Origin of the sequence: Kineosporia babensis (assembly GCF_021129305.1) — a bacterium.
Lineage (GTDB): Bacteria > Actinomycetota > Actinomycetes > Actinomycetales > Kineosporiaceae > Kineosporia > Kineosporia babensis.
In genome coordinates, this window is record NZ_JAJOMB010000015.1 from 213,877 (window position 1) to 239,157 (window position 25,281).

A 25,281-nucleotide genomic window follows, 5' to 3' on the forward strand; every position below is an offset into this window, starting at 1 on the left:
GGCCCTTTCGGCGGGCGCTGATCCTGACACAGGCCGTCCACGCGGAGCAAACCACCCCACGTCGGTCCATAGTCGCGCAAAGTATCTACCGAGTTTCTGTTATCGCCCGCCACCAGGCACGACTACCTCTACGCCGGACGGAATCAGCCCGGCCTCACGGTGAGAGGACATTCCCTGTCATGCCCGCACTCCTGCAACCCCTGAAGCGGCTGCGCAAACGTCATACGGTCCTGACCGCAGGGCTGGCCGCGGCCGGTGCCGCCGTGCTGATCGGCAGCCAGATGCTGCCCTCCAGCGCCGCCAACCCCGTCGCCGGATCCACGTATGAGCTGGTCAACGCCAAGAGCTCGATGTGCGTGGATGTGCCCGGGGCATCCCGGACCAACGGCGCGCAGCTTCAGCAGTGGGGGTGCAGCAAGGACAGCTGGCAGCAGTTCAAGCTGGTTGATCGCGGCTCCGGTCAGTACTGGCTGCAGAACGCCAACAGCGGCCAGTGCGTCGACGTGCCGGGCGGGGCCAAGACCGCGAACCTGCGGCTTCAGCAGTGGGGGTGTGCTCCCGGGCAGACCAACCAGCTGTGGACCACGAAGACCAGCGGCGATGGACATCAGCTCCTCAGCGTTGCTTCCGGACTCTGCATCAGCGTCAAGGACGGCTCGATGTCCTCCGGCGGCGCGGTGGTCCAGGACACCTGCACCACGAACAACCGCATGCAGTGGAAGCTGAACCCGGCCTCGGGCGGCGGCAGCACGCCGAACCCGGGCACCACCACCTCGGCACCTTCGACAGGCGGTTCGGCGACCGTGGCCAAGGACGGCACCGGCAAGTACAAGACCGTGCAGGCCGCGATCGATGCGGTGGGCAGCGGCAACAAGAGCCGGGTCACCATCACGATCAAGCCGGGCACCTACCGCGAGATCGTCACCGTGCCCAAGGACAAGCCGTTCATCTCGCTGGCCGGGACCGGCGCGTCGGCCAAGGACGTGCTGATCGTCAACAACCGCCACGCCGGCGCGTACGGCACCAGCGGCAGCGCCAGCATGTTCGTCAACGGCGCCGACTTCACCGCCTCGAACCTGACCGTCTCCAACGACTTCGACGAGACCTCGACCGCCGACGGGCACCAGGCCGTCGCGCTGAACGTCGGGGGCGACCGCGCCGCGTTCAGCAACGTCCGGGTGCTCGGCGACCAGGACACTCTGCTGATCAACGCGGGCCGTTCGTACTTCACCAAGTCCTACGTCGAGGGCACCGTCGACTTCATCTTCGGCGGCGGCACGGCCGTGTTCGACTCCTCGGACATCTACGAGAAGCGTTCCACCGGAGGCCCGCTCACCGCTGCGAAGACGGACGCCGGGACCAAGTACGGCTTCCTGATCCACAAGTCGAACATCACCGGCGCGAAGAACAACACCACCACCTTGGGACGTCCGTGGGGCCCGGCCGGTCAGGTCCTGGTTCGTGAGTCGAACCTTTCGGCGACCGTCAAGACCTCTCAGCCCTGGACCGACATGTCCAGCAACTCCTGGAAGAACGCCCGCTTCCACGAGTACAAGAACACCGGCGCGGGCGCTGGTACCGGCAGCAATCGTCCGCAGTTGAGCGACTCGCAGGCCGCCGAGTACACCCCGCAGAAGTACCTGGCCGGCTCCGACAACTGGAAGCCCGTGGGCGCAACGGTTCCCACCGCTTCGGCGACCTCCGCGACCGGGGCGAGCACAACGTCCTCTGCTGGACGTACTTGGTCGGACAAGGCCGACGGGTTCGCCTCGACCGACGGCGGCACCACCGGTGGCGCAGCAGGTCAGACCGTGACCGTGAGCACGTACGCCGATCTGGTGAAGTACGGCACCGCCGCCGAGCCCTACGTGGTCAAGGTCGCCGGCACGATCAAGGTGCCGAACTACGGCTACGAGATCCCGATCACCTCGAACAAGACCCTGCTCGGGGTCGGCACCAAGGGAAAGATCCTGAACGGCGGGATCATCCTCAAGGCCGGCGTGAAGAACGTGATCATCCGCAACCTCACCATCGGCGAGACCGAGATGGCCGAGGACGACCCGGACGACAAGGAGTTCGACTACGACGGCATCCAGATGGACACCGCGAACCACATCTGGATCGACCACAACGACATCACGAAGGTCAACGACGGCACGATCGACAGCCGTAAGGACACCACCAACCTGACCGTGTCGTGGAACAAGATGGGCGGCCACAACAAGAACTTCGGCATCGGCTGGACCGAGAACGTCACCGCGAAGATCACGGCCCACCACAACTGGATGTTCGACGTGAACCAGCGCAACCCCAGCGTGGACAACGTGAAGTACGCCCACCTCTACAACAACTACCTGCAGAACGTGAAGTCCTACGGCAACAACGCCCGGGGCAAGACCAAGATGGTGGTGGAGAACAGCTACTTCGAGAAGGTGAAGGACCCGTACTTCGCCGGTGACTCGACCGCGGCGGTCAGCCAGAGCGGCAGCGTGTGCGTCAGCTGCACGGGCAAGAAGCAGACCGTGGGCACCACGTTCAAGCCCGCGGACTTCTACGCCTACACGCTGGACGCCGCGAAGGACGTTCCGGCGCTGGTGAAGACGTACGCCGGGCCGCAGGCGAACATCGGCAACTAGGGCTCCACCTAGGCGCGGCCGGGAGCAGGATCTGTTCCCGGCCGCGTTCACGGTTCTCAGATGACCCAGGTTCCGTTGCCGGCGTCGGAGTTCTTGAACGCCGAGACCTGGTTGAGGTCGGTCTTCTTGTAGTCGGAGGACGGGGCCCGGTGCACCTCGATGGTGCCGGCGGTGTTCTGCGTCTTGACGAAGTACAGATCACCGTTCTTGACCGTCCAGGTGCCGTTGCCGGCGTCGGCGGCGCTGAAGGCGGTGACCGTCTGGAGGGTGAAGGTCCGGAAGGCGGAGGCGCCGCTGGCCCGGTGCAGTTCGATCTTGCTCCCGATGGTGTCGGTCTTGATGAAGTAAAGATCCCCCTTGTCCAGAACCCAGGTGCCAAGAGGCCCGTCGGAGACCGGGAAGGCCGTGGGGTAGTGGTAACCCACCTTGAAGTTGTCCGAGGCATTGGCCTGGTGCACTTCGACGGTGCCGGCGGTGTTGCGAGTCTTGATGAACCAGAGGTTGCCGCCCTGGATGCGCCAGACCCCGTTCCCGGCGTCGGCGTTCTTGAACAAAGAGGCCTGGTTCACGTCGGTACGCATGTAGTTTCCGGCCGGCGCGCGGTGCACCTCGATCGTGCCGGCCGTGTTCCTGGTCTTGATGTAGTACAGGTTCCCGGCGTCGATGGTCCAGGTGCCGTCCCCGGCGGCGGCATTCTTGAAAACCGAACCAGAGTTGAGGTTGATGGTTCGGTAGTTGCTGCCGGGTGCCCGGTGAACCTCGATGGTGCCAGCGGTGTTCTGGGTCTTGATGAAGTACAGATCGGCGGGAGTGGCTGAGGCTGCCGCGGGAACCCTGGCGGCGGGGGCCGAAGCAGTAGCGGACGACGCGCTACCGACAGCTAGTCCCGCCGCGGTTGCGCTGGCTGCCCCGAGGCGAAAGGCCGAACGCCTGGAAAGCTGGGGTCCTTTGAAATCGTTGAAAGACATGTTCTCTCCCGGAAGAGTCCGACGACGGCTGGCTGCTGGAGCGAACCAGCGCCTCGCGGGTAGGTCCCGGAAACCCTCAGATGACGGGAGCCTTGACAGCCGGCCGGGCTCCTCACGCGGCATCGGTCGGTACTGGTCGATGCCGGTCCGAAACGGCAAAAGACGAAAGCTCCGGAAGGATTCTTCCGGAGCTGATCCATCAAGGAGATGGTGGGCGATACTGGGATTGAACCAGTGACCTCTTCCGTGTCAAGGAAGCGCTCTCCCACTGAGCTAATCGCCCTCAAGCACCTGAGTGCTGGAGGTGGAGACGGGATTTGAACCCGTGTACACGGATTTGCAGTCCGTTGCCTCGCCTCTCGGCCACTCCACCAGGTGTGCTGCCTAAGTACCGTGAGGCTTGCTTACTGTCGAGCGGACGACGAGATTCGAACTCGCGACCCTCACCTTGGCAAGGTGATGCTCTACCAACTGAGCCACGTCCGCCTGCCCCGGTCGTTCGGCCCGGCCTTGCGGCCCTGCCTCCCGTTCGGTGCCCCATAAACTTAGCAGACCTTGAGGGCGGTCCTGACCACCCTCAAGGTCAGCCGGCTCACCTTTGCCGGAATGCCCAGCGCACGCCCACGCAGGCACAACTGCCGCCGAAGGACATCGCCGCCAGGGCGGGCAGCAGGAACCACACTGGGTTGCCGGTGAGGTCCTCGAAGAAGCCGATCGAGAAGACTGCCCCGGTCACCAGGGCGCCGATCGCCAGGGCCACGCTGGCCGCGGTGACGTCGTCGGCGGCCCGGCCGGCGGCCCGCAGCCGCCACAGCACGAGGGCCAGGACGGTCAGGGTCACCACGGCCGCCACCAGCCCGACGACGGATCCGGCCAGGCCCAGCCCGACGTAGACCGTCACCAGGTCGGAGGCGATGGTCGCGTTGCCGTTGTTCAGGAACGACCAGAGCGGGGCCAGGGCCAGGGGTGCGAAGCCGAGCCCGATCAGGGCGGCGGACGCCCGGGTGGAGACGCCGCTGTCGATCACCTCGTGGTCGTGCAGCTGGCGCAGCAGCACCGGAAGCAGGACCAGGGCCGGGACGACGAGCAGCGCCAGCAGGGCGGGCTGGTTGCCGTCGGTGTCGAGGTCGGTGGTGAGCAGGTACATGCTGGCGCTGCCGGAGCCACCGACGACCGCGGTGGCGAGCGCGGCGAGGGTCAGGCGCAGCGGCTTGCGCCAGAACGGCTGCCGGGTATCGCTTCTGGCGCTTTCCGGGCTTGATGTGGTGCTGGTCATGGTGCTGTCCCTCCCCAGGTGAGCATGCGCTCAAGGGGGAACCTAGGGCATTGCTGATCGGCGACTCAAGAAGTGGTGACTCTCCCGATAGCGCTCGGTTCGATCCGGCCGAGACCAGACAAAACAAGAAAGCCGCCCCGAAGGGCGGCTAGCTGCATGACAAGAACTACTGAACTGAGCGGACGACGAGATTCGAACTCGCGACCCTCACCTTGGCAAGGTGATGCTCTACCAACTGAGCCACGTCCGCATGCGCCACAAGCAAGGAAGACCAAGTAGTTCGGGCCAGGCCCTCCCTCGCGGTGCACCACTAATCTAGCAAACTCTGAGAGGACTTCTGACCACCCTGCTGATCGACGTGCTCGCTCACACCCGGCGGTAGCTCAGCGACCAGCGCACCGCGATCGCGGCGCAGGCCCCGGCCAGCAGCGTGGACAGCCCGGTGATCAGGAGGAGCTCGTTGGGGCTGTAACCAGGCAGGGCCCGCACCAGCAGCAACGTGTACCCGGCGGTGACGACCATGGCGAGCAGGGTGGCCAGCACCTGCACGTTGCGGGTGCCGATCCGGCGCCCGGCCGATCGCATCCCGAGCACCGCCCCGGCCAGCACCACCAGGCAGATCGCGGCCGGCACCAGGGCCAGGAACGAGCCGATGATCATCAGCAGCATCAGGATCCCGATGTTGTGCATGGTGAAGCCGCCCTCGGCCAGTCGCAGCTCCGACCAGACCTGACTGATCAGGGCCACCGCGGCCCCGGCCAGGGCGACCATCGCGAACTGCCGGTTGGAGGGGGTGCGCAACTGCCGGCTGTGCGCGGCCACCAGCCACCACAGCACCGTGACCAGGACCAGCAGCGCGGGCACGACCCCGAAGGCCGACCGCACCGGGTTGCCGTCGTTCTCTCCCATGGCGATGAACATGCACGCCGTGGTGGTGCCACCGGAGAAGGCGGTCATCGCGGTGGCGATCGCCAGCCGGAGCACGAAGTGCTGCGACAGGCTGGTGGTCAGTTGCGGTGCGGTGGTGCTCACATCACGTCCTTCATCTTGAGCAGTCGCTCAGGAAGAAGTTAGTGCACCCGGCGGGTAACCGGAAAAGGTCCGGACATGAGAAGAGCCAGGTCAGACGCGAAGTCTGACCTGGCTCTGTCTGGTGGGCGATACTGGGATTGAACCAGTGACCTCTTCCGTGTCAAGGAAGCGCTCTCCCACTGAGCTAATCGCCCTCAAAGCACCGGAGTGCTGGAGGTGGAGACGGGATTTGAACCCGTGTAGACGGATTTGCAGTCCGTTGCCTCGCCTCTCGGCCACTCCACCATGGAACTGCTTCGTGCCATGGAACTGCGTTAGTACCGGAGGGATGTACCACTACCGAGCGGACGACGAGATTCGAACTCGCGACCCTCACCTTGGCAAGGTGATGCTCTACCAACTGAGCCACGTCCGCATGCGCCGGGCAACTCGGTCCGGCCGGAGCCGCCCCTGTCGTTCGGTGCCTGAGTAAGGTAACCGACCGCCCGCCGCGAAGTCCAACCGGATACGTCCGAGCCGTGAACATCCCGGCGCCCAGCGGATCGGCGGGTGAACTTCCGGCGAGATCTCTCCGGAGTACTACCAAAGCCGTAGGCGAGTGCCCGCAGAGTCATCCTCCAGGAGGCAGCCAGGCGCCTGGTCCGTTCCTACGATCGAGAACAGCAGAAATCGTCGTCACCGGAGCGGTCCGACGGCCTCAACGGGGAGAGGCTGCCGGACCGCCGGCCGGGAAAACGGATCAGGCCAAGACGGATCAGCGTTCTTCGGGGCAGGGACCCCGGTGGAACCGATGGGACCGACAGAACTGGGAGGTGCGGGGTAGTGCAGGTGGTTCGGGCGGAGCGTAGGTGTGGATCAGGTCAGCAGCCGGGCCACGGCGGCGTCGAGGTCCAGGTAGAGGCTCTCCTCGCCGTCCGGCACCACGGCTGCGGTCCGGTCCAGGAAGGTGCGGACGTCGTCCGCCCCGGCCTCCAGCACGGCCTGACCGTCGGGCGAGGTCAGGCTGATCATCACCAGTTCACGGCCGGTGCCCCAGGAAGGCCAGACGTGAACGTCACCGTCGCCGATCGGCGTGGTGAGGCCGGTGCGCAGCAGGTCGCGGGCGAAGACCCACTCGACCTCCATGCCGTCACCGGAGAACACGGCCCGCACTGCGTACGGGTCGGACGCGCCGTACCGCAGGCTGACCGGCAGGGGCACGGCATCGGCGTCTGCGACCACAAGACGCAGCTGAACGGACGCCTCAACGTCTACTTGCGGCTGCATCGATCTCCCTCATCTTCGCCCCGGGGGTTACGCGGAACTCTAAGTAGCGCGTCACCGTTTCGGGGGGCACACAGGTGGCTTACAGCGGCATCTTTCCCTGCCGGGCCTCAACTGAAACCAGCCAACCGGGTGGTGATCTCAATAAGTGTTCGCCGATCTTGATACCACAGGGGGTTTTGGTGACCCTCCGCAGTCAAAGCTTCGATCTCAGTCAAGGGAGCAAGAGTCGTGAGACCTCCGGGTGACGCATCGCTGAAGGCCAGTGACGAAGCTGCCGAAGTCCGACATGACCAGCGAGAAGAGGACGAGGTAGAGCTCGATCCACGGGTCTGGGTGGGTCGTTTCAAGGCCTGGCGGGCATCGCTGCGCCGCAGGCCCTCCACTAACCGTATGTATCGCCTAGGAGTTGGCTTCCTCGGCGGCCTGATTGTTGTCGTCGGACTGGTCCTGGTGCCCTTGCCCGGACCGGGCTGGGTGATCGTTTTCGTCGGATTGGCGGTCCTTGCCACCGAATTCACCTGGGCTGCCCGATTGGAGCAATTCGCCCGGAAACAGGTTTCGGCCTGGACGAAGTGGGTCATGGCCCAGCCGATCTACGTCCGCGGCCTGGTCGCCGCCGGCACCGCCGCGCTCGTCGTCGGCTTCTTCTGGATCGCCTTCCTGATCATCGGAGTCCCCGGCTGGTTCCCGGCCGAGTGGATCCCGGGGTGGACCGGGCTGAAGTCCAACGGGTGATCAGGTGCCCCCTCGCACTCCGGACCGGCACTCGGAAGCCGGCCGGAGAGCCGATTGGGAGGTTCGGGGGAAAGTTCGGTACAGTTCTTCTCGTTCGGTCAGCCGCTCGCGGAGGAACCGGGCAAGATTCGGGCGATTAGCTCAGCGGTAGAGCACTGCCTTCACACGGCAGGGGTCACTGGTTCGAACCCAGTATCGCCCACCCATCAAGTCCCAGGTCAGAACGTTGGCCTGGGACTTTCTCGTAGAGGGTCCCCGGCCGGATGCTGTCGGCAGGCATGTCGGAACCTCTCAACCGCTCAGCCTGGTCAGCAGGGCCACGATCACCGCCACGAGTAGGACCGCCGCCCCGCACCAGGCCAGCCGCGCCAGCACATACCCCAGCGGTAGATCGTCGAACGCGCCCGGGCTGTCCTCGTCGAACCGGGCATCTTCAAGCTGCGAGTCGTCGGGCTGCTCGTCGTTGAGCTCTGGCATGCGCGCTCCGGATGATCGTGACCGGACGCCGCGGCGAGACGCCCTATTTGTAGCTCTCGATCCTGCTTTCTGCTCCGCGTGGAGCGAAAAGTGTTCTCCTGAGCGATGCTAGACGGCGGATCGCGATGCCGGTGGATAAGGCACGATCGCGTCGAGGAGCGGTTGCCGCCCGATGTCCCGCCCGGCCCACCGCTGCGAACAGCAACTCGTCCAGGGTGACAACGTGATCGGCCGCGAAAACCCTTACCGTAGAACAGCTTTCTCACGACACCGTGACCAGCCCGCTCTGATAGGCGATCACCACCAGCTGGGCCCGGTCGCGGGCGCCGATCTTGGACATGACCCGGGCCAGGTGCGACTTCACCGTCAGCGGCGAAAGGTACAGCCGGCCGGCGATCTCGTCGTTGGACAGACCCTGCGCCACCAGCACGAGCACCTCACGTTCCCGGGCGGTCAGGCCGTTGAGCTCCGGGGCGGGCGGCAACGTTCCGGCCACCGGCTGATTCAGGAAGTGGCTGATCAAGCCCTTGGTGGCGGCCGGGGACAGCAGCGATTCACCGGCTGCGACCACCCGGATCGCATGCAGCAGTTCGGCCGGCTCGACGTGCTTGCCGAGGAAGCCGCTGGCCCCGGCCCGCAACGCCCGCAGCACGTTGTCGTCGTCCTCGAACGTGGTCAGGACCAGCACCTTCACCCCGTTCAGGTCTTTCGCCTGGGAGATCTGCCGGGTGGCCTCGAGCCCGTCCATCTCCGGCATCCGCAGGTCCATCAGGACGACGTCGATCAGTTCCGAACGGGCCAGCTCGACCGCCTCCCGGCCGTTCGCGGCCTCGGCCACCACCTCGATGTCGGGCTCCGGATCCACGAACATCCGGAAACCGGCGCGGATCAGGGTCTGGTCGTCGGCCAGTAACAACCGCACGCTCATGCCAGCCTGGCCCGCACCACAAAGGTGCCCTCGGGAGTGGGACCCGCCGCGAACGTCCCCCCGTTGGAAGCCACCCGCTCGCCCATCCCGACCAGACCGTGCCCGGTGCCCACGGATGTCCGTTGCTCTGCTCTCATCGGATTCGTGATCTCGATGGTGAGGGCATCAGCCGTGTAGGCGATCTCAAGGTGTGCGGTGCCATCGCCGTACTTCTGTGCGTTCGTCAGACCCTCCTGAATGATCCGGTAGGCAGCCAGATCGGTCAGCACCGTGAGCTCGCGGGCGGAACCGGTCTGCTGGTGCTGCACTTTCAGCCCGGTCAGGCCGAAATTGCGCAGCAGCTCCGGCAACCGATCCAGACCCGGCGTGGGCTCGGTACTCGGTTCGTTCCCCTCCGCAGCGGAGTGCCGCAGCAGGCCCACCATGGACGACATCTCCCGCAGCACCGAGTCGGACAGCCGGCTGATCTGCTCCAGCGCCGGGCCGACCTGCTCGGGCCGGTGGGCCATGATGTGCCTGGCCCCGCTGGCCTGCACCTTCACCGCCGCGATGTGGTGCGCGACCACGTCGTGCAACTCCCGGGCGATCCGCATCCGCTCCTCGGCGACCCGCAACCGGGCCTCCTCCTCGCGGGACTGCTCGGCCTGGCGCGCCCGCTCCTCCACCTCGGTCACGTAGGCCCGGCGATTCCGGGTCGCATCGCCGAGCGCGGCCCCGACCAGTACCCACGCAATCCCGAAGACCGCCGCGTCGGCCATTCCGATCAGCGCCCCGGAACCCACCAGGACCACCGAAATCACCCCTGCCGCAGCCCACGCCTGCATCCGATCGGTGCGGTCGGCGTAGGTGTACATCAGCAGCAGCATGGCCAGCGTGAGTGCGGGGGAGTCTTCTCCGGTGATCGCGAACATCACGATCACCAGGCCGACACTGAGCACCAGCACCGGCCCGGTGTAATGCCGCCGCGATGTGATCGCGATCAGGGCCCAGGTGAATCCGACCAGGTCGGAGGGACCCAGGAAGGACTCGGGAGGAAGCCCGACCCCGTCCTGGCGAACCCCGGCATCACCCAGCAGGAGCACCAGTCCGACCAGCGCCACCACCAGGGCCAGCGCCGCATCACCGATCAGCGGGTGCCGGCGGAGCGCAGTCACCACCGCTGACCAGCGCTCGTCGTTCATGAAGCGATCGTAGGTGTGCTCCAGTCGGCACCGCATCGTCCTGGGGCAGTAGTACCCCGGCCGTCGTTACCCCCACAGGACCAGGCCGCTTTGACATCCCTGAGCGGATGGTGGACCAGCGCCCGGCCCGAACAGGGTTGAGCCTCATGGATCAGATCGCAAAGTTCGTCCTCAAGCACCGCTGGTGGGTGATCGCCTTCTGGGTGGCCGCCCTGATCGGTGGCGGGCTCAGCGCCGGCAGAGTGGCCGATCAGTTGTCGGCCGACTTCGCCCTGCCCGGGCAGGAAGGCTCGGACACCCAGGCCGAACTGGCCGAGTCGTACGGGATCTCCTCGGAGCTTGGGTATCTGCCGGTCTACACCGGCGAGATCACCAAGAAGTCGGTGGCCGCGGTCGCCGACCAGATCCGCGCCGAGGGCGTGCAGGTCATCGACTACGCCAGCACCGGTGACAAGGCGTTCCTGACCGACGACGGCCGCAGCACCTACATGTTGGTGTACGGCCCGGAGGGCAACGGTTTCGGCGGCTCGGCCGAAAACGTCGAAACTGCTCTGGTGGAGGCGGGCGAGGCCAACGGCTTCGAGGTCGGCGTCACCGGGATGAACCAGTTGTCGGAGGGCAACACCGCCACCGGGGCCGAGGAGGAGGGCAGCATTCTCACCGAGACACTGCTCGGGGCGTTGGGCGCGCTGGTCGTGCTGCTCTTCGTCTTCGCCTCCTTCCTGGCCTTCGTCCCCCTGGTCATCGCGGCCGTCTCAATCCTGTCGTCGTTCCTGGCCGTGCTCGCGATGACCGCTGTCACCGACGTCTCGTTCATCGTCGAGTTCCTGATCGCACTGATCGGCCTGGGCGTGGCGATCGACTACTCCCTGCTGGTGGTGACCCGCTGGCGGGAGGAACGCAACCGAGGGGTAGCCAACGACGAGGCCGTGACCACCGCGATTCGCACGGCCGGGCATGCGGTGTACGCCTCGGGCGTCACCGTGGCGATCAGCCTGTGCGCGCTGGTGGTGGTGAACGTGCCCGCGGTCCGCAGCATGGGCCTCGGCGGCATGGTGATCCCGCTGATCAGCACACTGGTCGTGCTCACCCTGCTGCCCGCCCTGCTGAGCCTGATCGGCCCGCGGATGGACTGGCCGCGCCTGCGCAAGGAGAACCACATCGCCAAGGGCTGGGCCGCCTGGACCCGGGGCGTTATCCGGTTCCGCTGGATCGCCGCGGTCACCGGCCTGGCCGCGCTCGCGGTGGCTGTCATTCCGGCCTTCGGCGTGCAGATCGGCCAGCCCGGCGCAGATTCGCTCGCCACCAAGGGAGAGGCCGCCGAAACGTTGCACAGCCTGCGGGACAACGGAATTGCCGACGGCGTGCTGACTCCGATGATCATGCTGCTCGAACCTGGCACCGACGCCGCGGCTTTCGTGGAGAAGGCCGAATCGGTGGACGGTGTCCGCTCGGCCACCGCGGTCGCGCCGGCTGAGAACGGGATCACCGAGGTCGTGGTGGTACCGGTCCGGGAGACCGTCGACAGCACCAGCATCCAGACCGTGACCGACGTGCGGGAAGCGGTGAAGGACGAGCCGGGGTACATCGGCATCACCGGTCTCGGCGCCGGGGCCCTGGACTGGCAGAACGCCGTCTACAAGATCTTCCCGTTCGTGCTGGTGCTGATCGCCGCGGTGGTCTTCGTCCTGCTGATGCGCGAGTTCCGCTCGATCCTGCTGCCGCTCAAGGCGGTGCTCTTCAACCTGATCAGCGTGGCCGCAGTGTTCGGCATCACGGTGTTCTTCTGGCAGCAGGGGCACGGTTCCGAAGCGCTGTTCGACATCCAGGCCACCGGCGCGATCACGTTCTGGCTGCCGGTGATGATCTTCGCGTTCCTGTTCGGGCTGTCGATGGACTACGAGGTGTTCATCCTGGCCCGGATGCGCGAGGAGTACGACCGCACCGGCTCGACGAACTACGCGGTCGAGCACGGCCTGGGCCGGACCGGGCGGCTGGTCACCTCGGCCGCGCTGATCCTGTTCTTCGCCTTCGCCTCGCTGGCCCAGACCCCGCAGACCGACATCAAGGTGCTGGCCACGGCGCTCGGCGCCGGCATCCTGCTGGACGCCACCCTGGTCCGGGCGTTGCTGGTACCCGCCGTGGTGTCGATCCTGGGCAAGTACAACTGGTGGCTGCCGGCGCCGGTGGCCAAGATCCTGCGGGTCGAACCATCACCGCTCAGACCCGACGTGCAGTTGCCGCCGGGATTCGATCTGGACGATCCGGAACCGGAGCAGACCGAGCGAGTTCCTTCACTTGAGCACTGACCGCCCGCTGGAGCACTAGATCGGGTCGTTCAGCCGGTGCAGGAAGCGCTGCGTGCGCTCCTGCTCCGGCTGGTCCAGCACCTGAGCCGGAGTGCCGTGCTCGACCACCACCCCGCCGTCCATGAACAGAACCTGGTCGGCCACCCGCCGCGCGAAACGCATCTCGTGGGTGACCACCACCATGGTCCAGCCCTCGGCGGCCAGATCCTTCATCACCGCCAGCACCTCGCCCACCAGTTCCGGGTCCAGGGCCGAGGTGGGCTCGTCGAACAACATGAGCCGGGGCTTGATGGCCAGCGCCCGGGCGATTCCCACCCGCTGCTGCTGACCGCCCGAGAGCTGGTACGGGTACTGCTCGGCCTTGTCGGCCAGACCCACCCGTTCCAGCAGCGTCAGCGCCTCGGCCCGCACCTCGGCGGCCGGGCGCTTCTGCACCACGAGCGGGCCTTCCATGACGTTGCGCAGTACGCTCAGGTGCGGGAACAGGTTGTGGCTCTGGAACACCATGCCGCTCTGTGCCCGCAGAGTCCGCAGCGCGCGACGGTCCGGCTTCGTGCCGAAGTCCACACTGACGTCCCCGATTCGCACTGTGCCCTGGTCAGCGATCTCCAGCGCGTTGAGGGAACGCAGCACCGTGGTCTTGCCCGAGCCGGACGGCCCGACCAGCACCGTGACCGATCCGGCCGGGACCGTCAGATCGATCCCGCGCAGCACGTGGTTGGCGCCGAACGACTTGTGCAGTCCAGCGACTTCGAGAAGATCGGTCATGACGCCACGTACCTGTCCAGTCGGGTTTCCAGCCGGGTCTGGGCGAACGAGAGCACCAGGCAGACCACCCAGTAGTACACCGCCGCCACCATGTACAGAGTGAAGAACTCGAAGGTGGGGGCGGCCAGTTCCGCGGCTTTGCGCATGGTTTCGGAGACCAGGATGGTCGAGGCCAGCGAGGTGTCCTTGACCAGTGAGATCAGGGTGTTCGACAGCGGGGGGACGGCCACCCGGCTGGCCTGCGGCAGGACGATCCGCCGCATCGTGGTCGGGTAGTCCATCCCGACCGTGGAGGCCGCCTCCCACTGTCCGCGCGGCACCGACAGGATGGCCGCCCGGATGATCTCCGCGGCGTAACCACCCACGTTCAGGGTGAAGGCGATGCACGCGCTGGGGTACGGGTCGATCGTCGCGCCGAGCGAGGGCAGGCCGTAGAAGATGATGAAAAGCTGCACCAGCAGCGGCGTTCCCCGGATCACCGAGACGAAGGCCCGGGCGATCGCCGAGACCGGCCAGAACGGCGAGAGCCGCATCAGCGCCACCACCAGCGCCAGGGCCAGGCCCAGCACGAAGCTGATCGCGGTGAGCGGGAGCGTGCCCTTGATCATCCCCTCGGTCAGGGGGCCCAGCGAGCTCTTGATCAGCTCGACGGTCGACTCGTCCACTTACGTGCTCAGCTCTCGGACGGGCTCGGGGTAGCGGCCTCGGAAGCCTCGCCGGAGCCGCTCTCGGCGGAGGACTCGACCGAGACGTCCGTGCCGAAGTACTTCTCGGAGATCTTGGCCAGCGTGCCGTCGGCGGCCAGCTCCTTCAGCGCGGTGTCGAACTCGCCGGCCAGCTCGCTGCTGTCCTGGCGGAAGGCGAACGCCTGCTGGTTGACCTCGCCGACCGTGCCGGAGATCTTGATGTCGGTGTCGCCGCTGGTCTTCAGGTACTCCAGCACCGCCAGGTTGTCGTTCAGGGTGACATCGACGCGCTTCTGCTTGAGCAGGGCGACCGACTGGGTCAGGCCCTCGACGGCCTCGATCTTGGCGCCCGCCGCCTTGGCCGCCTCGCCCCAGTTGCTGGTCGCCGACTGGGCCGCGGTCTTGCCCTTCAGGCCGGCCTCGTCGGTGATCGAGGTGTCGCTCGCGGCGGTGACGATCACGCCCTGCGAGTAGGTGTACGGCGTGGAGAAGGTGTACTTGGCCTCACGCTCGGGGTTGATCGTGACCTGGTTGGCCACCACGTCGTAGCGCTTGGCCTCCAGCCCGGCGAAGATCGAGTCCCAGTTGGTCTCGGAGAACTCGACCTCGCGGCCCAGCTTCTCGGCGACCGCCTCGACCACCTCGACGTCGTAGCCGGTGAGCTCGTTCGAGCCCGTCTCGTGGAAGGTGAACGGCGAGTAGGTGCCCTCGGTGCCGACCTTCAGCGGCTCCTTGCTGCCGCCCGAGCCGGAAGCGCCGTCCGCGTCGCTGTCACCGCCGCAGGCGGCCAGGCTCAGCGCCATGAGTGCGGCCGCGGAGACGGACAGGAACCTCTTGCTGGTCATCGGACAAACCCTTCCTAATCGACAGAGATGGTCAGGATGGCACATCCTGTCGAGGGACTGTGAAACGTTCGAGAGAGTAACGCCCGCGGGGCGCCGAAAAATGTCCGGACCTTTGATGTGGTCAAACACCTGCTTGGGCGCGGAACGAGCGGCGGTAGCCGGCCGGTGACGTTGCGAAGCGGGCGGCGAAATTCTGCCGCAGGGTCACCGGGCTGCCGAATCCACACGCCTGGGCGATCCGGTCGACTCCCCAGTCGGTGGTCTCCAGCAGCAGACGGGCCTCGTCGAGACGGCGATCGGTGACCCAGCGGGCCGGGGTGGTGCCGGTGGCCTCGCGGAAACGCCGGACGAAGTTGCGGCGGCTCATCGTGGCCCGGGCGGCCAGGTCCTCCAAGGTCAGCGGCTGGTCCAGGCAGGTCAGGGCCCAGGCCAGGACCTCGGCCACGGATGCGTCCGTGTCGGCGTTGATCACCGGCCGTTCGATGTACTGCGCCTGACCGCCCTCCCGGTGCGGAGCCACGACGAGGCTGCGGGCCACCCGGTTGGCGCTTCTGACGCCGAGATGCTTGCGCACGATGTGCAGGCAGGCGTCGATGCCGGAGGCGGTGCCGGCCGAGGTGAGCACGTCGCCGTGATCGATGTAGAGCACGCCACTGTCCACGGTGATGCCGGGATGGCGGGCGGCGAGGGCGTCGGTGGCGCTCCAGTGGGTTACTGCGGACCGGCCTTCGAGAAGTCCGGCCTGGGCGATCGGGAATGCGCCGAGGCACAGGCCGACCACGACCGAGCCGGTTCTGTGGGCGGAATTGAGGACGTCGGTGAGCCCGTCATCGGCTCGGGTGAGGCTTTCGTGCCACGAAGGAACGACGACTAGATCCGCGCCGACGGTGGTTTCCGGGCCGCCCAGCCCGGCAATGGCGTAGCCCTCGGCAGTGGTGATGCCTTTGCCGTCGCTCGACCACAGGTGCGTGGTCCAGGTGCCGAGGCCCAGCTTGGTCACCTCGCCGAACACCAGTTGCGGCGCGGCCAGATGAAACATGGTGACGCCGTCGAAGGCGTGAATGGCGATGCGCATGCTCGTTTCCCCTGAGGTGACGACCGGTCGCAGTCTTGGCCCGATCTCATCGTAATTATGCATCCGGGCCACTCGTGCCAGCCGGATCGCCGACGCAGACTCGGAACATGAGCACACTCAAACGCGCCCTTGTCGTGGTGGACGTCCAGCAGGAGTACTTCGACGGACCCCTGGAGATCCAGTTCCCGCCCCGGGAGAACTCCCTGGCCCAGATCGTGCGGGTGATCGAGACCGCGCAGGCCCACAGCCTGCCGATCGCCTACGCGCAGCACACCACCCCGGCCGGAACCCCGGTGTTCGCAGAAGGATCACCGGGCTGGCAGTTGCACCCCCGGATCGAGGCCCTGGCCGGTGACGGCAAGCGCTTCACCAAGGTCAACGGAAGTGTCTACGCCGGAACCGATCTGGCCGAGTGGCTGCACTCGCACGAGGTCGACACGGTGACCCTGGTCGGCTACATGACTCACAACTGCGACCTGGCCTCGTCGATCGAGTCGGAGGGCCTGGGCTTCGGCGCCGAGGTTCTGTCGGACGCCAGCGGCGCCACCCACCTGTCCAACGACGCCGGGCACATCTCCGCCGAGGACCTGCACACCAGCCTGATGACCTTGCTGAACGCCAACTTTGCGGCGGTGGCCACGGTGGAACAGTGGACGTCCGCGGTCGCCTTGGCGAGCCCGTTGCCGAAGAGCGACCTGGTGACGTCCGCGGTGACCGGGCGGCAGAAGTTCAGTTCCTGAGCCGGCCAGTTCGTGGTGCGGCGGTGCTTCCCCGTACCAAGAGTTCGGTGTCTGTGGGTGGCCCGGCGCCGTTGCCGTTCGCCTCAGGCGCTGCTGGCGTGCCGATCCGGGCCAGCAACGCCTCCACCAGCGCCCGTCCGTGGGTGGCGTAGTCGACCCTCACCGTGGTCAGTGGCGGCCGCAGATACCCACTTTCCGGGATCCCGTCGAAACCCGTGACACTCATCTGGCCCGGCACGTCGACCCCGTGCTCGTCCAGGGCCAGCAGCGCGCCGAGCGCCATCTGGTCGTTACCGCAGACCAGCGCGCTGAACTCGGCCAGTTCAGCCGCCCTGAGCGCACGCACGGCCTGAGCCCCGGAGGCGGCCGACCACTCACCGGCCAGCTCCTTCACCAGCTCCAGGCCGTGCTGCGCCAGGGCCTGACGCACGGCCTCGGAACGCCGCCGGGCCGCCAGCCAGGTCGCAGACCCGCCCAGATAGGCCACCCGGCGGTGCCCCAGCCCGGCCAGATGCTCAGCCACCAGCGCCATCCCACGCTCGCTCAGCGTGGACTCCTGCCCCGGATCAGGCTCCAGCTCCATCACCAGCGGCACACTGACCACGGAACCTTCGCCCAGGTGCAGCCGGTCCACCGGCGCGAACGCCAGGATCCCGGCCACGTCCGCGCGATCCAGAAGCCCCAGCGCCCGCTGGATCGCCTGCTCGTCGTCCGGCGGCAGACTCACGATCTCCAGCAGGTACCCGGCCTCGGCCGCGCGCAGGCTGGCGCCCTGCACGGTCTTGCTCGGCCCGACCTCCAGCAGCTCGAACACCAGGGCACCGATCCGGTTGGCCTGGCTGGTGGCCAGAGCCCGCGCGGTGGTGTTCGGCCGGTAGCGCAGCGCCTCGATCGCAGCCGACACCCGCTGCAGCGTCTCCGGGCGGAACTTGCCCTGACCCCGCAGCACCATCGCCACCGTCTGATGCGAGACCCCGGCCTCCCGCGCCACGTCGTAGATGGTCGGACGACGCGCAGGAGGCTCGGTGCTCACGGCTGTTCCCCAACCTGGCTCAAGGCTGTTCCCTAGCCAAGGACGGCTCTACCGTTCTCGGCAGCGGACGCCTCGCCCCCGGGCAGCGCGATTCCCCAGTTGGAGAGCACCGCCGACTCGGCCACAACCTGCCCGTCCTGCTTCCTGACCGTGAAACCCACCCCCGGACCATGACCGGTGAGGATATCCACCCGCTTTTCCCAATCGTCGGGCCCGGTCGGATTGACCACCAGGGTGAGCCCGTCGAGATGATCGGTGTCGGGCCGTTCCTCGCTGGCCCCCAGGGCGATCACCCCACCCGGCCGCACCAGCAACGGCAGCGAGTCCACCTCGTGCCGCTCCGTCAGCCAACGCCCCCCGGCGACCTTCTCACCGGTCAGCAGCCGGATCCATTCGCCCTCGGGCAGGTAGTACTCCACCTCGCCGTCCGGGCTGAACACCGGCGCCACCAGCAGGTCGGGCCCCAGCAGGTACTGCCGGTCCAGATAGGCCACCGCCGGATCGTGCGGGAACTCCAGGATCATCGAGCGCATCACCGGGGTGCCCGTCTGGTGCGCCTGCCGCCCGGCAGCCAGCAGGTAGGGAGCCAGGCGCGCCTTCAGCCGGCCGAACTTGCGGGCCACCGCCACGGCGCCGTACTCGCCCGGATCGTCGTCCACCAGCCACGGCACCCGGTAGGAGTTGTTCCCGTGGAAACGGCTGTGGCTGGACAGCATGCCGAACGCCGTCCACCGCTTGAACAGCGTGGCATCGGGCTTACCCTCGAACCCGCCGATGTCATGGCTCCAGAAGCCGAAACCGGACGACCCGAGACTGAGCCCGCCCCGCAGCGTCTCGGCCATCGACACGTAGGTGGCGGTGTTGTCACCGCCCCAGTGCACCGGGAACTGCTGGCCTCCAGCGGTAGCCGAACGCGCGAACACCACGGCCTCCCCGCGTCCCCTGACCTCTTCGATCACCTCGAAGACCGCGCGGTTGTAGTTCTGTGTGTAAAGGTTGTGCAGACGCTCCGGGTCGCCTCCGGAATGATGGACGACGTCGGTCGGCACCCGCTCGCCGAAGTCGGTCTTGAAGCAGTCCACCCCCTCGGCCATGAGCCGGCGCAGGTGACCCTGGTACCAGGCCACGGCATCGGGGTTGGTGAAGTCGACCAGGCCCATCCCGGCCTGCCACTGATCGGTCTGGAAGGTGCTGCCGTCGGCCCGCCTCAGCAGGTATCCGGCGCCCGAGGCCTCGTCGAACAGGGTTGAGCGCTGGCCGATGTAGGGATTGATCCAGACCGAGACCCGGACGTCCTTCTCCTTCAGGCGCTTGAGCATGCCCACCGGGTCGGGGAACACCCGCGGGTCCCAGGTGAAGTCGCACCAGCTGTACTCGCGCATCCAGAAGCAGTCGAAATGAAAGACGCTGAGCGGGATTTCGCGCTCGGCCATGCCGTCGACGAAGTGGCTGACCGTCTCCTCGCCGTAGTCGGTGGTGAAGCTGGTGGACAGCCAGGTGCCGTAGCTCCAGGCCGGGACCTCGGCCGGCCGGCCGCTCAGCGCAGTGTACCGGTCCAGCACGTCCTTCGGCTCCGGGCCGGCGATGAACAGGTACTCCAGCGACTGGCTCTCGACCGAGAACTGCACCCGCTCGACCGCTTCGGAGCCGATCTCGAACGACACCAGACCGGGCTCGTTGACCAGAACCCCGTAGCCACGGTTGGTCAGATAGAAGGGAATGTTCTTGTACGCCTGCTCGCTGGAGGTACCCCCGTCGGCCATCCAGACGTCCACTGTCTGGCCGTTCTTGACCAGTGGGCCGAACCGCTCGCCGAGACCGTAGACTGTCTCCCCGACACCGAGTCCGAGCTGTTCGTGCAGATAGGTCCGGCCGTCCTCCTGCATCAGGCCGAGCGAGCGATGGCCACTTCCGGTCAGAGGTTTCCCGTCGAACAGGAAGGTGAGGTTCCAGGGCTGGCCCCGGTCTACGCGGGCCTCGAGCCGGCCGGCCCGCAGGGTCGCCCGCTCGCCGTCGTACGTGGCCTCACCGACGTAGTCCGGCGCCTTCAGGGCGAAGCGCTCGAGCTCCTTGCCGCCCCGATGGTGATCGATCCGCACCCGGATCACCTCCGGGGCCACGGCGCTCAGGTGAACCGTGAGCACCGCTGCGTTCAGCGTGTCCCCGCGATGGTTCACCGGTTTCGTCGCGCCGATGACGGTCAGCTCGCCGTTGCCGGTCTCGACGTCGAACACCTCGCGGACGTAGCTCGCGTCCACGCCTTTACGGGTGTGCCAGTAGCCGTCGGTGAATTTCATCAGCAGGAGGTACCTTTCGTCACTTGATCGCGCCGGCCGTGAGCCCACGGGTCAGGGTTCGCTGGAAGACGAGGAAGAACAACAAGGTCGGCGCGATCCCGAGCAGGGCCGAGGCGCTGATCGTGGTCACGTTCATGATCCGCTCGCCCTGCAGGGTGGCAATGCCTACCTGGACGGTCTGGTTGTCCGCGCTGACCAGGAACGACAGCGGGATCAGGAACTCGTTCCAGGTCCAGATGAAGAAGAACACGGCCAGCACGGCCAGGGTCGGCCGGCAGACCGGAACCACCACGCGCCACAGGATCTGGCGCCGATTGGCCCCGTCCAGCGCCGCCGCCTCCAGCAGTTCCCGGGGAAAGGCGCTGAAGACGCTGGCCATCAGGTACGTGCCGAACGCGCCGTGGATCACCACGAACACGATCACGACCGCCCAGACGGTGTCGTACAGGCCGATGTTCTTGAACATGATGTAGAGCGGGTAGAGCAGTGCCTCCTGGGGGACGATCGTCGCCAGCAGGAAGGCGACCAGGACCCACATCCGTCCTTTGATCCGGCCGATCCCGAGGGCGTAGGCGTTCAGGACGGAGATCAGGACGCCGAGAGCCGCTACCAGACTGGAGATCAGGACGCTGTTCCAGACCTTGCGGGGGAAGTCGACGGCCTCCCAGAAGGTCTTGATCCCCTCCAGATAGATGCCGGTCGGTAGTCCCAGCGGGCCGTGATCGGCGAAGTCCTGAGGCGACTTCACCGCGTTCAGCAGCACCAGGAGCAGGGGTGCGCCCATGACGACGGCCACCAGCACAGTGACCACGAGGGCGGCCCATTCCGTGCCGGTCCGGCGGCGCCGGTTCTGCCGGACCACAGCACTGGCGACGCTGACACCGTCCTTTGTTTGAAGCTGTTTCGGCTGGCTCTGCTGTTTCGGCTGGCCCAGGCTCATGCTTCCTCCTGTTCGGCCAGCCGGAACTGGGCCCTGACGAAGAACACTGCGATCAGCAGCACCACCACGGTCAGCGCGGTCGCGATCGTGGCTCCGTAGCCGACCCGCTGGGCCGTGAAGAACTCGGTGTAGGTGTAGTAACTCGGCACTACCGTGGAGTCGCCCGGCCCGCCCCGGGTCAGCGTGTACACCGGCCCGAAGACCTTCAGCGCGGCCACCGTGCAGGTGAGGACCACGACGAAGATCTCGGGACGGATGCCGGACAGGGTGATCGCCCGGAACCGCTGAAACCAGTTGGCGCCGTCGAGTTCGGCGGCTTCGTACAGCTGGGGATCGATCCGCTGCAGTGCGGACATGAAGACCACCACAGGATAACCGATCTGGATCCAGACCAGCACCGCGCCGATCGAGAGTAGTGCAGTGTCTGGGCTTCCCAGCCAGTTGTGCTGCAGCGATTCCAGACCGACGGCCGAGAGCAGATCGTTCAGGGCGCCGTCCTCAGGGCGCAGGATCCACCCGACCACGATCGCGGCGATCGCGATCGGGAGGATCTGCGGCAGGTAGTACACCGCCCGCAGCAGGCCCGCGACCTTGCCGTTGAACCGGCGGCCGACCAGGTCGAACAGGAGCGAGGCGAGGATCAGGCCGATCCCGGTGGGCAGGATCACCATGGCCACGACCATCACGATGCTGTGCTGGAACGAGGCCCAGAACGCGCTGTCCCGGAACAGTTCCTGCCAGTTCTCCAGGCCGATCCAGACCGGCGGGCGAATTCCGCGGTACCGGGTGAAACTCAGGTACACGTTCCAGAACAACGGGACCACGATGATGGCGGTGAGGAGAACAGCACCCGGGATCAGGTAGAGCCAGTATCCGGCCTGGCTCTGCCCTTTGACTGCTGCCCGGCTCCTTTCCGGCGCCTGCCCTTTCGTCACCCCGCGATCTCCTTGATGCCCTTGTCGTAGTCGGCCTGCATCTGGTCGAGCACCTCGTTCACCGGCTTGGTGCCGTTCACCAGTTCCTGCAGCGAGGAGTTCAGGTCGGCGTAGAAGGTCGGCGCCGGCCAGTCCGGGTAGAAGGCCAGGCCGTCGCGCTCGGTCAGGGTGTTGAAGTTCGCGATGAGTTCCTTCGACTTGGCGTCGGAAACCTCGGAATCACTGGCGGCCAGCGGAATTCCACCGTTCTCGCCGAGCAGACCCTGGATCTCCGGTGACATCGTGATGTCGATGAACTTGTAGGCAAGATCCTTGGCGTCGGAATTCTCCGGGACCACCCAGAGGTTCCCCGAGGAGCCGGGCGACATCTGCGCCCCAGGGAACAGGAACGTCCCCCAATCGAACTTGATCTCGCTGTTGAAGGTCCCGTGCCACCAGCTGCCCGAGAAGAAGATCGGGTTGCTGCCGGCAATGAACGAGTCCCCGGCGTCCTGCGCCTTGAGACCGGTCGCGTTCTTGGAGACGTATCCCTTGTCCACCCATTCTTTCAGGGTGTTCGCCGCGGCCGTCCAGTTCGCGTCGTGAAAGTCGGCCGGAGCGGAGTAGGTCTGATAGTCAGTGACCCACTGCCGGTTGGCATCCATCAGAGCCAGCTGGTACAGCAACTGGCCGAGCGGGTATTCCTGGGCCGACTCGGCCAGCGGGGTAATTCCCTTGGCCTTGAACGCCTCAAGCACGGCGGTGAACTCGTCCAGCGTGGTCGGTACCTCGAGACCGTTCTCCTCGAAGGCGTCCTTGTTGTAATACACCTGAACGTACTCGCCGTAGTTCGGGACGCCGAAGTACTTGCCCGATCCCATGACACCCAGATCGCTGTATTTCGCGGTGGTCTGAATGGTCGGCGCAAGCTTTTCTTCCCAGCCGTAGGCCTCGAGCGCCGGGCCCAGATCGGTGAGCAGACCCTGGCTGGAGAGCAGGCCCGAGGTGGCGTTGCCCTTGTTGTATTCCATGACGTCAGGCGCAGCGTCGGAATTGAGCACCTGGCTGGCCGAAGTATTGATCTGCTCGAAACTCTTGAGCTGGAAGTCGACCTTCGCCCCAGTCTCCTCGGTGAATTTCTCCATGGCCCGGTCCCAGGCGACACCCATCGCGCTGGCGTCGCTCTCGTAGTGCCAGATGGTCAGGGTCTGGCCCTCGCCCGCGGGCGCCGTGTTGATGTCCTCGCTGCTGCCGGCATCGTCGCTGCCACCGCTGCATGCACTGATCAGCAGGGCGGCGGCGAGCGCTCCTGCGGCGGCGATCCGTCGTTGTCCCACCGGCGCGACCTCCTCGTCCGGGAGCGGCCTGACGGCCTGGCTCCTCTGCCTGACCTGCGGATACTGCAGGTTTACCGGTAATGGACGTTAGCGGTAATGCTGTGCTCAAAGCGACATTTTGGACTCGGTTGTGCGGTGAGCGGTCGGTCGGCCCATCGAGTTGGGTAGCGGCTTCCAAGATTGTCGGTGGTGGCGATTAGTCTCGGTTCATGCAGTCGGGGGACTGCGAAAGTAGCTGCCATGAGGGGGTGTTGGCGTGAGTAGGCTCAGTGACGGAACCTTCGGTGCCGGTGCCTTCCCGGAGAGCGAGTCGTCGTCCGAGCAGTTGGACCGCGTTCTTGAGTGCGAGCTGCTGATCCGGCAGGCGAGCGCGATGCAGCTCGAGGCGATCGCCGCGATGGTGGCGGAGACGGCGTCGGCTCGTCGTGGTTCCGCGGCTGGTTCTGGCTCAGCTGCTGGTGCTGACTCCGCCCGTGATGTCGACTCAGGCGCAGATAGTGGTTCCGGCGCCGACGATGACGGCCCCGCTGGTGATCCGGAGGTGGAATCCGCTTCGCAGATCGGTTCTTCCCGGCTGGTTTCCGCGGCCCTGGCACCAGAACTGACCCTCTCCCCGAGGTGGGCCGAGATCACGGTGGCAGCCGCCCGTGATCTGGTGGCGCATCTGCCCGACATCATGGCGCTGTTCCGGGCCGGCCGGCTCGATCTGGCGCGGGCGCAACTGATCAGCCGGAGGATGCATCATCCGGGCGAAGGCCTGGAGTGGTTCCGGCCCGGCTGCTGGCAGTGGTTGATGATGCAGGCCGCGCTGGTCAGGCAGGCGCCGTCCACCTCGTTCGCGGCGCTGAAGAAGCTGATCGACCGACTGCTGATGGGGCTGCGGCCGGCCGATGCCAACGCCCGGCACCGCAGTGCGCGAGCCGGCCGGCAGGTGCGGACCGAGGTACGACCCGACGGTATGGCGGCCCTGGAGGCTGTTCTTCCGGCCGATGTCGTGCAACTGATCGACGGCGTTCTGGACGCCATGGCCGATGCGGCGCGAGACACCGCCTCGGCAGCAGGCGAGCCCGATCGGAGAACGCACGAGCAGCGCCGGGCCGATGCCTTCGCTGCGATCTTTCAGGCCCTGGCCGAGGGGATCGACATCCCCTTGGTGCCGGATCCGCGCCAATACACGTCTGCCGATGCCGACGCTGCTGAAAGCTCCGATCGCGCAGGCTCCGATTTTCCACCGGCTGGCGCGGACGATGCTGACCGGACCGACAGCACTGGCCCGGCCGAACGGGGCTACTCCGGAACGGATTCCGGCCAACCGGCTGCGGATGCCGATGCCGACAGCATCACTGAGCCGGGTTGCTCCTCTTGTGCTCGCCGAGCCCGCATCGATCGTCTGGAAGCCTCGATGCGAGCCCAAGAGCTCGAGAATCACCGTTCGTACTCTTCATTCGGACTGGAAGATCTCCCTTCCGGGTACATCCCTGCCTTCTGGGAACTTTCCCGGGTCCGGCAGCGGCGAGGCCGATCGGTGCTCGCCGTTGTCACCCTGACCGACGCCACGCTGAAGGGCCAGGACGACACCATCGCTCACCTGCAGGGCTACGGTCCGATCTCCGCCGATCAGGCCCGGCTGATTGCCTCCGCCGCAGATGACGTGATCATCGTTCCCATCGGTGAGACCGGCCCGAACGGCCTTTCGTTTCCCGGTGACCAGGAGCACGAGCACGATGCGCCCCAGGCCAATCGTTACCGGCCGGGCACGGAACTGGCCCGCGAGGTCATCGCCCGCTATCAGACCTGCACCTATCCGAACTGCTCCCGGCCGGCCAGCCAGTGCGATT

Annotated in this window: 21 protein-coding genes and 8 tRNA genes; 6 read left to right on the forward strand and 23 right to left on the reverse strand. The window is 66.5% G+C overall.

Annotated features, from left to right (window positions below):
- The first annotated feature begins 179 nt into the window (after positions 1 to 179).
- Positions 180 to 2,636: a pectinesterase family protein gene (locus LR394_RS25625; RefSeq protein ID WP_231446692.1), complete on the forward strand. Its 2,457-nt coding sequence runs from the start codon at positions 180 to 182 to the stop codon at positions 2,634 to 2,636.
- 56 nt (positions 2,637 to 2,692) lie between these two features.
- Here the strand turns inward: LR394_RS25625 and LR394_RS25630 are convergent, their stop codons facing one another.
- The 11 genes from LR394_RS25630 to LR394_RS25680 all read right to left on the reverse strand — a co-directional run bounded on the left by LR394_RS25630 (position 2,693) and on the right by LR394_RS25680 (position 7,178).
- A complete protein-coding gene (locus LR394_RS25630) occupies positions 2,693 to 3,604 on the reverse strand; it encodes a hypothetical protein (RefSeq protein WP_231446694.1) in 912 nt (303 codons plus the stop codon).
- Positions 3,605 to 3,812: 208 nt separating this feature from the next.
- A tRNA-Val gene (locus LR394_RS25635) sits at positions 3,813 to 3,887 on the reverse strand.
- A gap of 16 nt (positions 3,888 to 3,903) precedes the next feature.
- A tRNA-Cys gene (locus LR394_RS25640) sits at positions 3,904 to 3,977 on the reverse strand.
- 40 nt (positions 3,978 to 4,017) lie between these two features.
- Positions 4,018 to 4,090: transfer RNA gene (locus LR394_RS25645), tRNA-Gly, on the reverse strand.
- Between the two features lie 106 nt (positions 4,091 to 4,196).
- Complete coding sequence (locus tag LR394_RS25650) at positions 4,197 to 4,880, reverse strand: hypothetical protein (protein WP_231446696.1); 684 nt, start codon at positions 4,878 to 4,880, stop codon at positions 4,197 to 4,199.
- Between the two features lie 177 nt (positions 4,881 to 5,057).
- Positions 5,058 to 5,130: transfer RNA gene (locus LR394_RS25655), tRNA-Gly, on the reverse strand.
- 116 nt (positions 5,131 to 5,246) lie between these two features.
- Positions 5,247 to 5,912, reverse strand: coding sequence for a hypothetical protein (locus LR394_RS25660; RefSeq protein WP_231446698.1), 666 nt, complete (start codon positions 5,910 to 5,912; stop codon positions 5,247 to 5,249).
- A gap of 119 nt (positions 5,913 to 6,031) precedes the next feature.
- Positions 6,032 to 6,106 (reverse strand) — tRNA-Val (locus LR394_RS25665).
- 17 nt (positions 6,107 to 6,123) lie between these two features.
- Positions 6,124 to 6,197, reverse strand: a tRNA-Cys gene (locus LR394_RS25670).
- Between the two features lie 57 nt (positions 6,198 to 6,254).
- Positions 6,255 to 6,327: transfer RNA gene (locus LR394_RS25675), tRNA-Gly, on the reverse strand.
- Positions 6,328 to 6,767: 440 nt separating this feature from the next.
- Positions 6,768 to 7,178: an SsgA family sporulation/cell division regulator gene (locus tag LR394_RS25680; RefSeq protein WP_231446700.1), complete on the reverse strand. Its 411-nt coding sequence runs from the start codon at positions 7,176 to 7,178 to the stop codon at positions 6,768 to 6,770.
- Between the two features lie 333 nt (positions 7,179 to 7,511).
- Between LR394_RS25680 and LR394_RS25685 the strand changes: the two genes are divergently transcribed.
- Together LR394_RS25685 and LR394_RS25690 are read left to right on the forward strand one after the other, a co-directional pair.
- Positions 7,512 to 7,913 carry a TIGR02611 family protein gene (locus LR394_RS25685; RefSeq protein ID WP_331283105.1) on the forward strand — a complete coding sequence of 134 codons (402 nt, stop codon included), beginning with the start codon at positions 7,512 to 7,514 and terminating at the stop codon, positions 7,911 to 7,913.
- A gap of 130 nt (positions 7,914 to 8,043) precedes the next feature.
- Positions 8,044 to 8,115 (forward strand) — tRNA-Val (locus LR394_RS25690).
- Positions 8,116 to 8,204: 89 nt separating this feature from the next.
- Here LR394_RS25690 and LR394_RS25695 read toward each other — a convergent pair.
- From LR394_RS25695 to LR394_RS25705, 3 genes are all read right to left on the reverse strand, one after another.
- Positions 8,205 to 8,390 carry a hypothetical protein gene (locus tag LR394_RS25695; protein WP_231446704.1) on the reverse strand — a complete coding sequence of 62 codons (186 nt, stop codon included), beginning with the start codon at positions 8,388 to 8,390 and terminating at the stop codon, positions 8,205 to 8,207.
- Positions 8,391 to 8,652: 262 nt separating this feature from the next.
- The gene (locus LR394_RS25700; protein WP_231446706.1) at positions 8,653 to 9,318 is read right to left on the reverse strand and encodes a response regulator; all 666 of its coding nucleotides are present in this window, start codon (positions 9,316 to 9,318) and stop codon (positions 8,653 to 8,655) included.
- Positions 9,315 to 10,499 carry a sensor histidine kinase gene (locus tag LR394_RS25705; protein ID WP_231446708.1) on the reverse strand — a complete coding sequence of 395 codons (1,185 nt, stop codon included), beginning with the start codon at positions 10,497 to 10,499 and terminating at the stop codon, positions 9,315 to 9,317. The genes LR394_RS25700 and LR394_RS25705 overlap by 4 nt, the downstream gene beginning before the upstream one ends.
- A gap of 146 nt (positions 10,500 to 10,645) precedes the next feature.
- Between LR394_RS25705 and LR394_RS25710 the strand changes: the two genes are divergently transcribed.
- On the forward strand, positions 10,646 to 12,808 hold the full coding sequence (locus LR394_RS25710) for an MMPL family transporter (protein WP_231446710.1): 2,163 nt from the start codon (positions 10,646 to 10,648) through the stop codon (positions 12,806 to 12,808).
- A gap of 15 nt (positions 12,809 to 12,823) precedes the next feature.
- Here LR394_RS25710 and LR394_RS25715 read toward each other — a convergent pair whose 3' ends face one another.
- The 4 genes from LR394_RS25715 to LR394_RS25730 all read right to left on the reverse strand — a co-directional run bounded on the left by LR394_RS25715 (position 12,824) and on the right by LR394_RS25730 (position 16,182).
- On the reverse strand, positions 12,824 to 13,576 hold the full coding sequence (locus LR394_RS25715; RefSeq protein ID WP_231446713.1) for an amino acid ABC transporter ATP-binding protein: 753 nt from the start codon (positions 13,574 to 13,576) through the stop codon (positions 12,824 to 12,826).
- Complete coding sequence (locus LR394_RS25720) at positions 13,573 to 14,241, reverse strand: amino acid ABC transporter permease (protein ID WP_231446715.1); 669 nt, start codon at positions 14,239 to 14,241, stop codon at positions 13,573 to 13,575. Before LR394_RS25720 ends, LR394_RS25715 begins: the two co-directional genes overlap by 4 nt.
- Positions 14,242 to 14,249: 8 nt before the next feature.
- The gene (locus tag LR394_RS25725) at positions 14,250 to 15,107 is read right to left on the reverse strand and encodes a transporter substrate-binding domain-containing protein (RefSeq protein ID WP_231446717.1); all 858 of its coding nucleotides are present in this window, start codon (positions 15,105 to 15,107) and stop codon (positions 14,250 to 14,252) included.
- Between the two features lie 121 nt (positions 15,108 to 15,228).
- On the reverse strand, positions 15,229 to 16,182 hold the full coding sequence (locus LR394_RS25730; protein ID WP_231446718.1) for a GlxA family transcriptional regulator: 954 nt from the start codon (positions 16,180 to 16,182) through the stop codon (positions 15,229 to 15,231).
- A 107-nt stretch (positions 16,183 to 16,289) separates the two neighbouring features.
- On the opposite strand from LR394_RS25730, the gene LR394_RS25735 reads away from it, so the two are divergent.
- Complete coding sequence (locus LR394_RS25735; RefSeq protein ID WP_231446719.1) at positions 16,290 to 16,922, forward strand: isochorismatase family protein; 633 nt, start codon at positions 16,290 to 16,292, stop codon at positions 16,920 to 16,922.
- On the opposite strand, the gene LR394_RS43205 is transcribed toward LR394_RS25735, so the two are convergent.
- The 5 genes from LR394_RS43205 to LR394_RS25760 form a co-directional block, all read right to left on the reverse strand.
- A complete protein-coding gene (locus LR394_RS43205) occupies positions 16,912 to 17,955 on the reverse strand; it encodes a LacI family DNA-binding transcriptional regulator (RefSeq protein WP_231446720.1) in 1,044 nt (347 codons plus the stop codon). The two genes, LR394_RS25735 and LR394_RS43205, sit on opposite strands and share 11 nt — an antisense overlap.
- Before the next feature lie 32 nt (positions 17,956 to 17,987).
- On the reverse strand, positions 17,988 to 20,252 hold the full coding sequence (yicI, locus tag LR394_RS25745) for an alpha-xylosidase (RefSeq protein ID WP_231446721.1): 2,265 nt from the start codon (positions 20,250 to 20,252) through the stop codon (positions 17,988 to 17,990).
- Between the two features lie 19 nt (positions 20,253 to 20,271).
- Entirely contained in the window at positions 20,272 to 21,036 is a 765-nt protein-coding gene (locus LR394_RS25750; protein WP_407937130.1) for a carbohydrate ABC transporter permease, read from the reverse strand.
- A gap of 152 nt (positions 21,037 to 21,188) precedes the next feature.
- Positions 21,189 to 22,127: a carbohydrate ABC transporter permease gene (locus tag LR394_RS25755; protein ID WP_231446723.1), complete on the reverse strand. Its 939-nt coding sequence runs from the start codon at positions 22,125 to 22,127 to the stop codon at positions 21,189 to 21,191.
- Positions 22,124 to 23,443 (reverse strand): ABC transporter substrate-binding protein, encoded by a 1,320-nt coding sequence (locus tag LR394_RS25760; RefSeq protein WP_231446724.1) that lies wholly within the window; start codon positions 23,441 to 23,443, stop codon positions 22,124 to 22,126. The genes LR394_RS25755 and LR394_RS25760 overlap by 4 nt, the downstream gene beginning before the upstream one ends.
- A gap of 256 nt (positions 23,444 to 23,699) precedes the next feature.
- Here LR394_RS25760 and LR394_RS25765 point away from each other — a divergent pair.
- Positions 23,700 to 25,281: DUF222 domain-containing protein (locus tag LR394_RS25765; protein ID WP_231446726.1), on the forward strand; the 1,582-nt coding region annotated here is incomplete at its 3' end.

Excerpts from the sequence above, each read along its gene's own strand:
- LR394_RS25625 (WP_231446692.1), top strand. The coding sequence starts at position 180 with ATGCCCGCACTCCTGCAACCCCTGAAGCGGCTGCGCAAACGTCATACG.
- LR394_RS25630 (WP_231446694.1), bottom strand. The coding sequence starts at position 3,604 with ATGTCTTTCAACGATTTCAAAGGACCCCAGCTTTCCAGGCGTTCGGCC.
- LR394_RS25650 (WP_231446696.1), bottom strand. The coding sequence starts at position 4,880 with ATGACCAGCACCACATCAAGCCCGGAAAGCGCCAGAAGCGATACCCGG.
- LR394_RS25680 (WP_231446700.1), bottom strand. The coding sequence starts at position 7,178 with ATGCAGCCGCAAGTAGACGTTGAGGCGTCCGTTCAGCTGCGTCTTGTG.
- LR394_RS25695 (WP_231446704.1), bottom strand. The coding sequence starts at position 8,390 with ATGCCAGAGCTCAACGACGAGCAGCCCGACGACTCGCAGCTTGAAGAT.
- LR394_RS25700 (WP_231446706.1), bottom strand. The coding sequence starts at position 9,318 with ATGAGCGTGCGGTTGTTACTGGCCGACGACCAGACCCTGATCCGCGCC.
- LR394_RS25705 (WP_231446708.1), bottom strand. The coding sequence starts at position 10,499 with ATGAACGACGAGCGCTGGTCAGCGGTGGTGACTGCGCTCCGCCGGCAC.
- LR394_RS25710 (WP_231446710.1), top strand. The coding sequence starts at position 10,646 with ATGGATCAGATCGCAAAGTTCGTCCTCAAGCACCGCTGGTGGGTGATC.
- LR394_RS25715 (WP_231446713.1), bottom strand. The coding sequence starts at position 13,576 with ATGACCGATCTTCTCGAAGTCGCTGGACTGCACAAGTCGTTCGGCGCC.
- LR394_RS25725 (WP_231446717.1), bottom strand. The coding sequence starts at position 15,107 with ATGACCAGCAAGAGGTTCCTGTCCGTCTCCGCGGCCGCACTCATGGCG.
- LR394_RS25730 (WP_231446718.1), bottom strand. The coding sequence starts at position 16,182 with ATGCGCATCGCCATTCACGCCTTCGACGGCGTCACCATGTTTCATCTG.
- LR394_RS25735 (WP_231446719.1), top strand. The coding sequence starts at position 16,290 with ATGAGCACACTCAAACGCGCCCTTGTCGTGGTGGACGTCCAGCAGGAG.
- yicI (WP_231446721.1), bottom strand. The coding sequence starts at position 20,252 with ATGAAATTCACCGACGGCTACTGGCACACCCGTAAAGGCGTGGACGCG.
- LR394_RS25750 (WP_407937130.1), bottom strand. The coding sequence starts at position 21,036 with ATGGGCGCACCCCTGCTCCTGGTGCTGCTGAACGCGGTGAAGTCGCCT.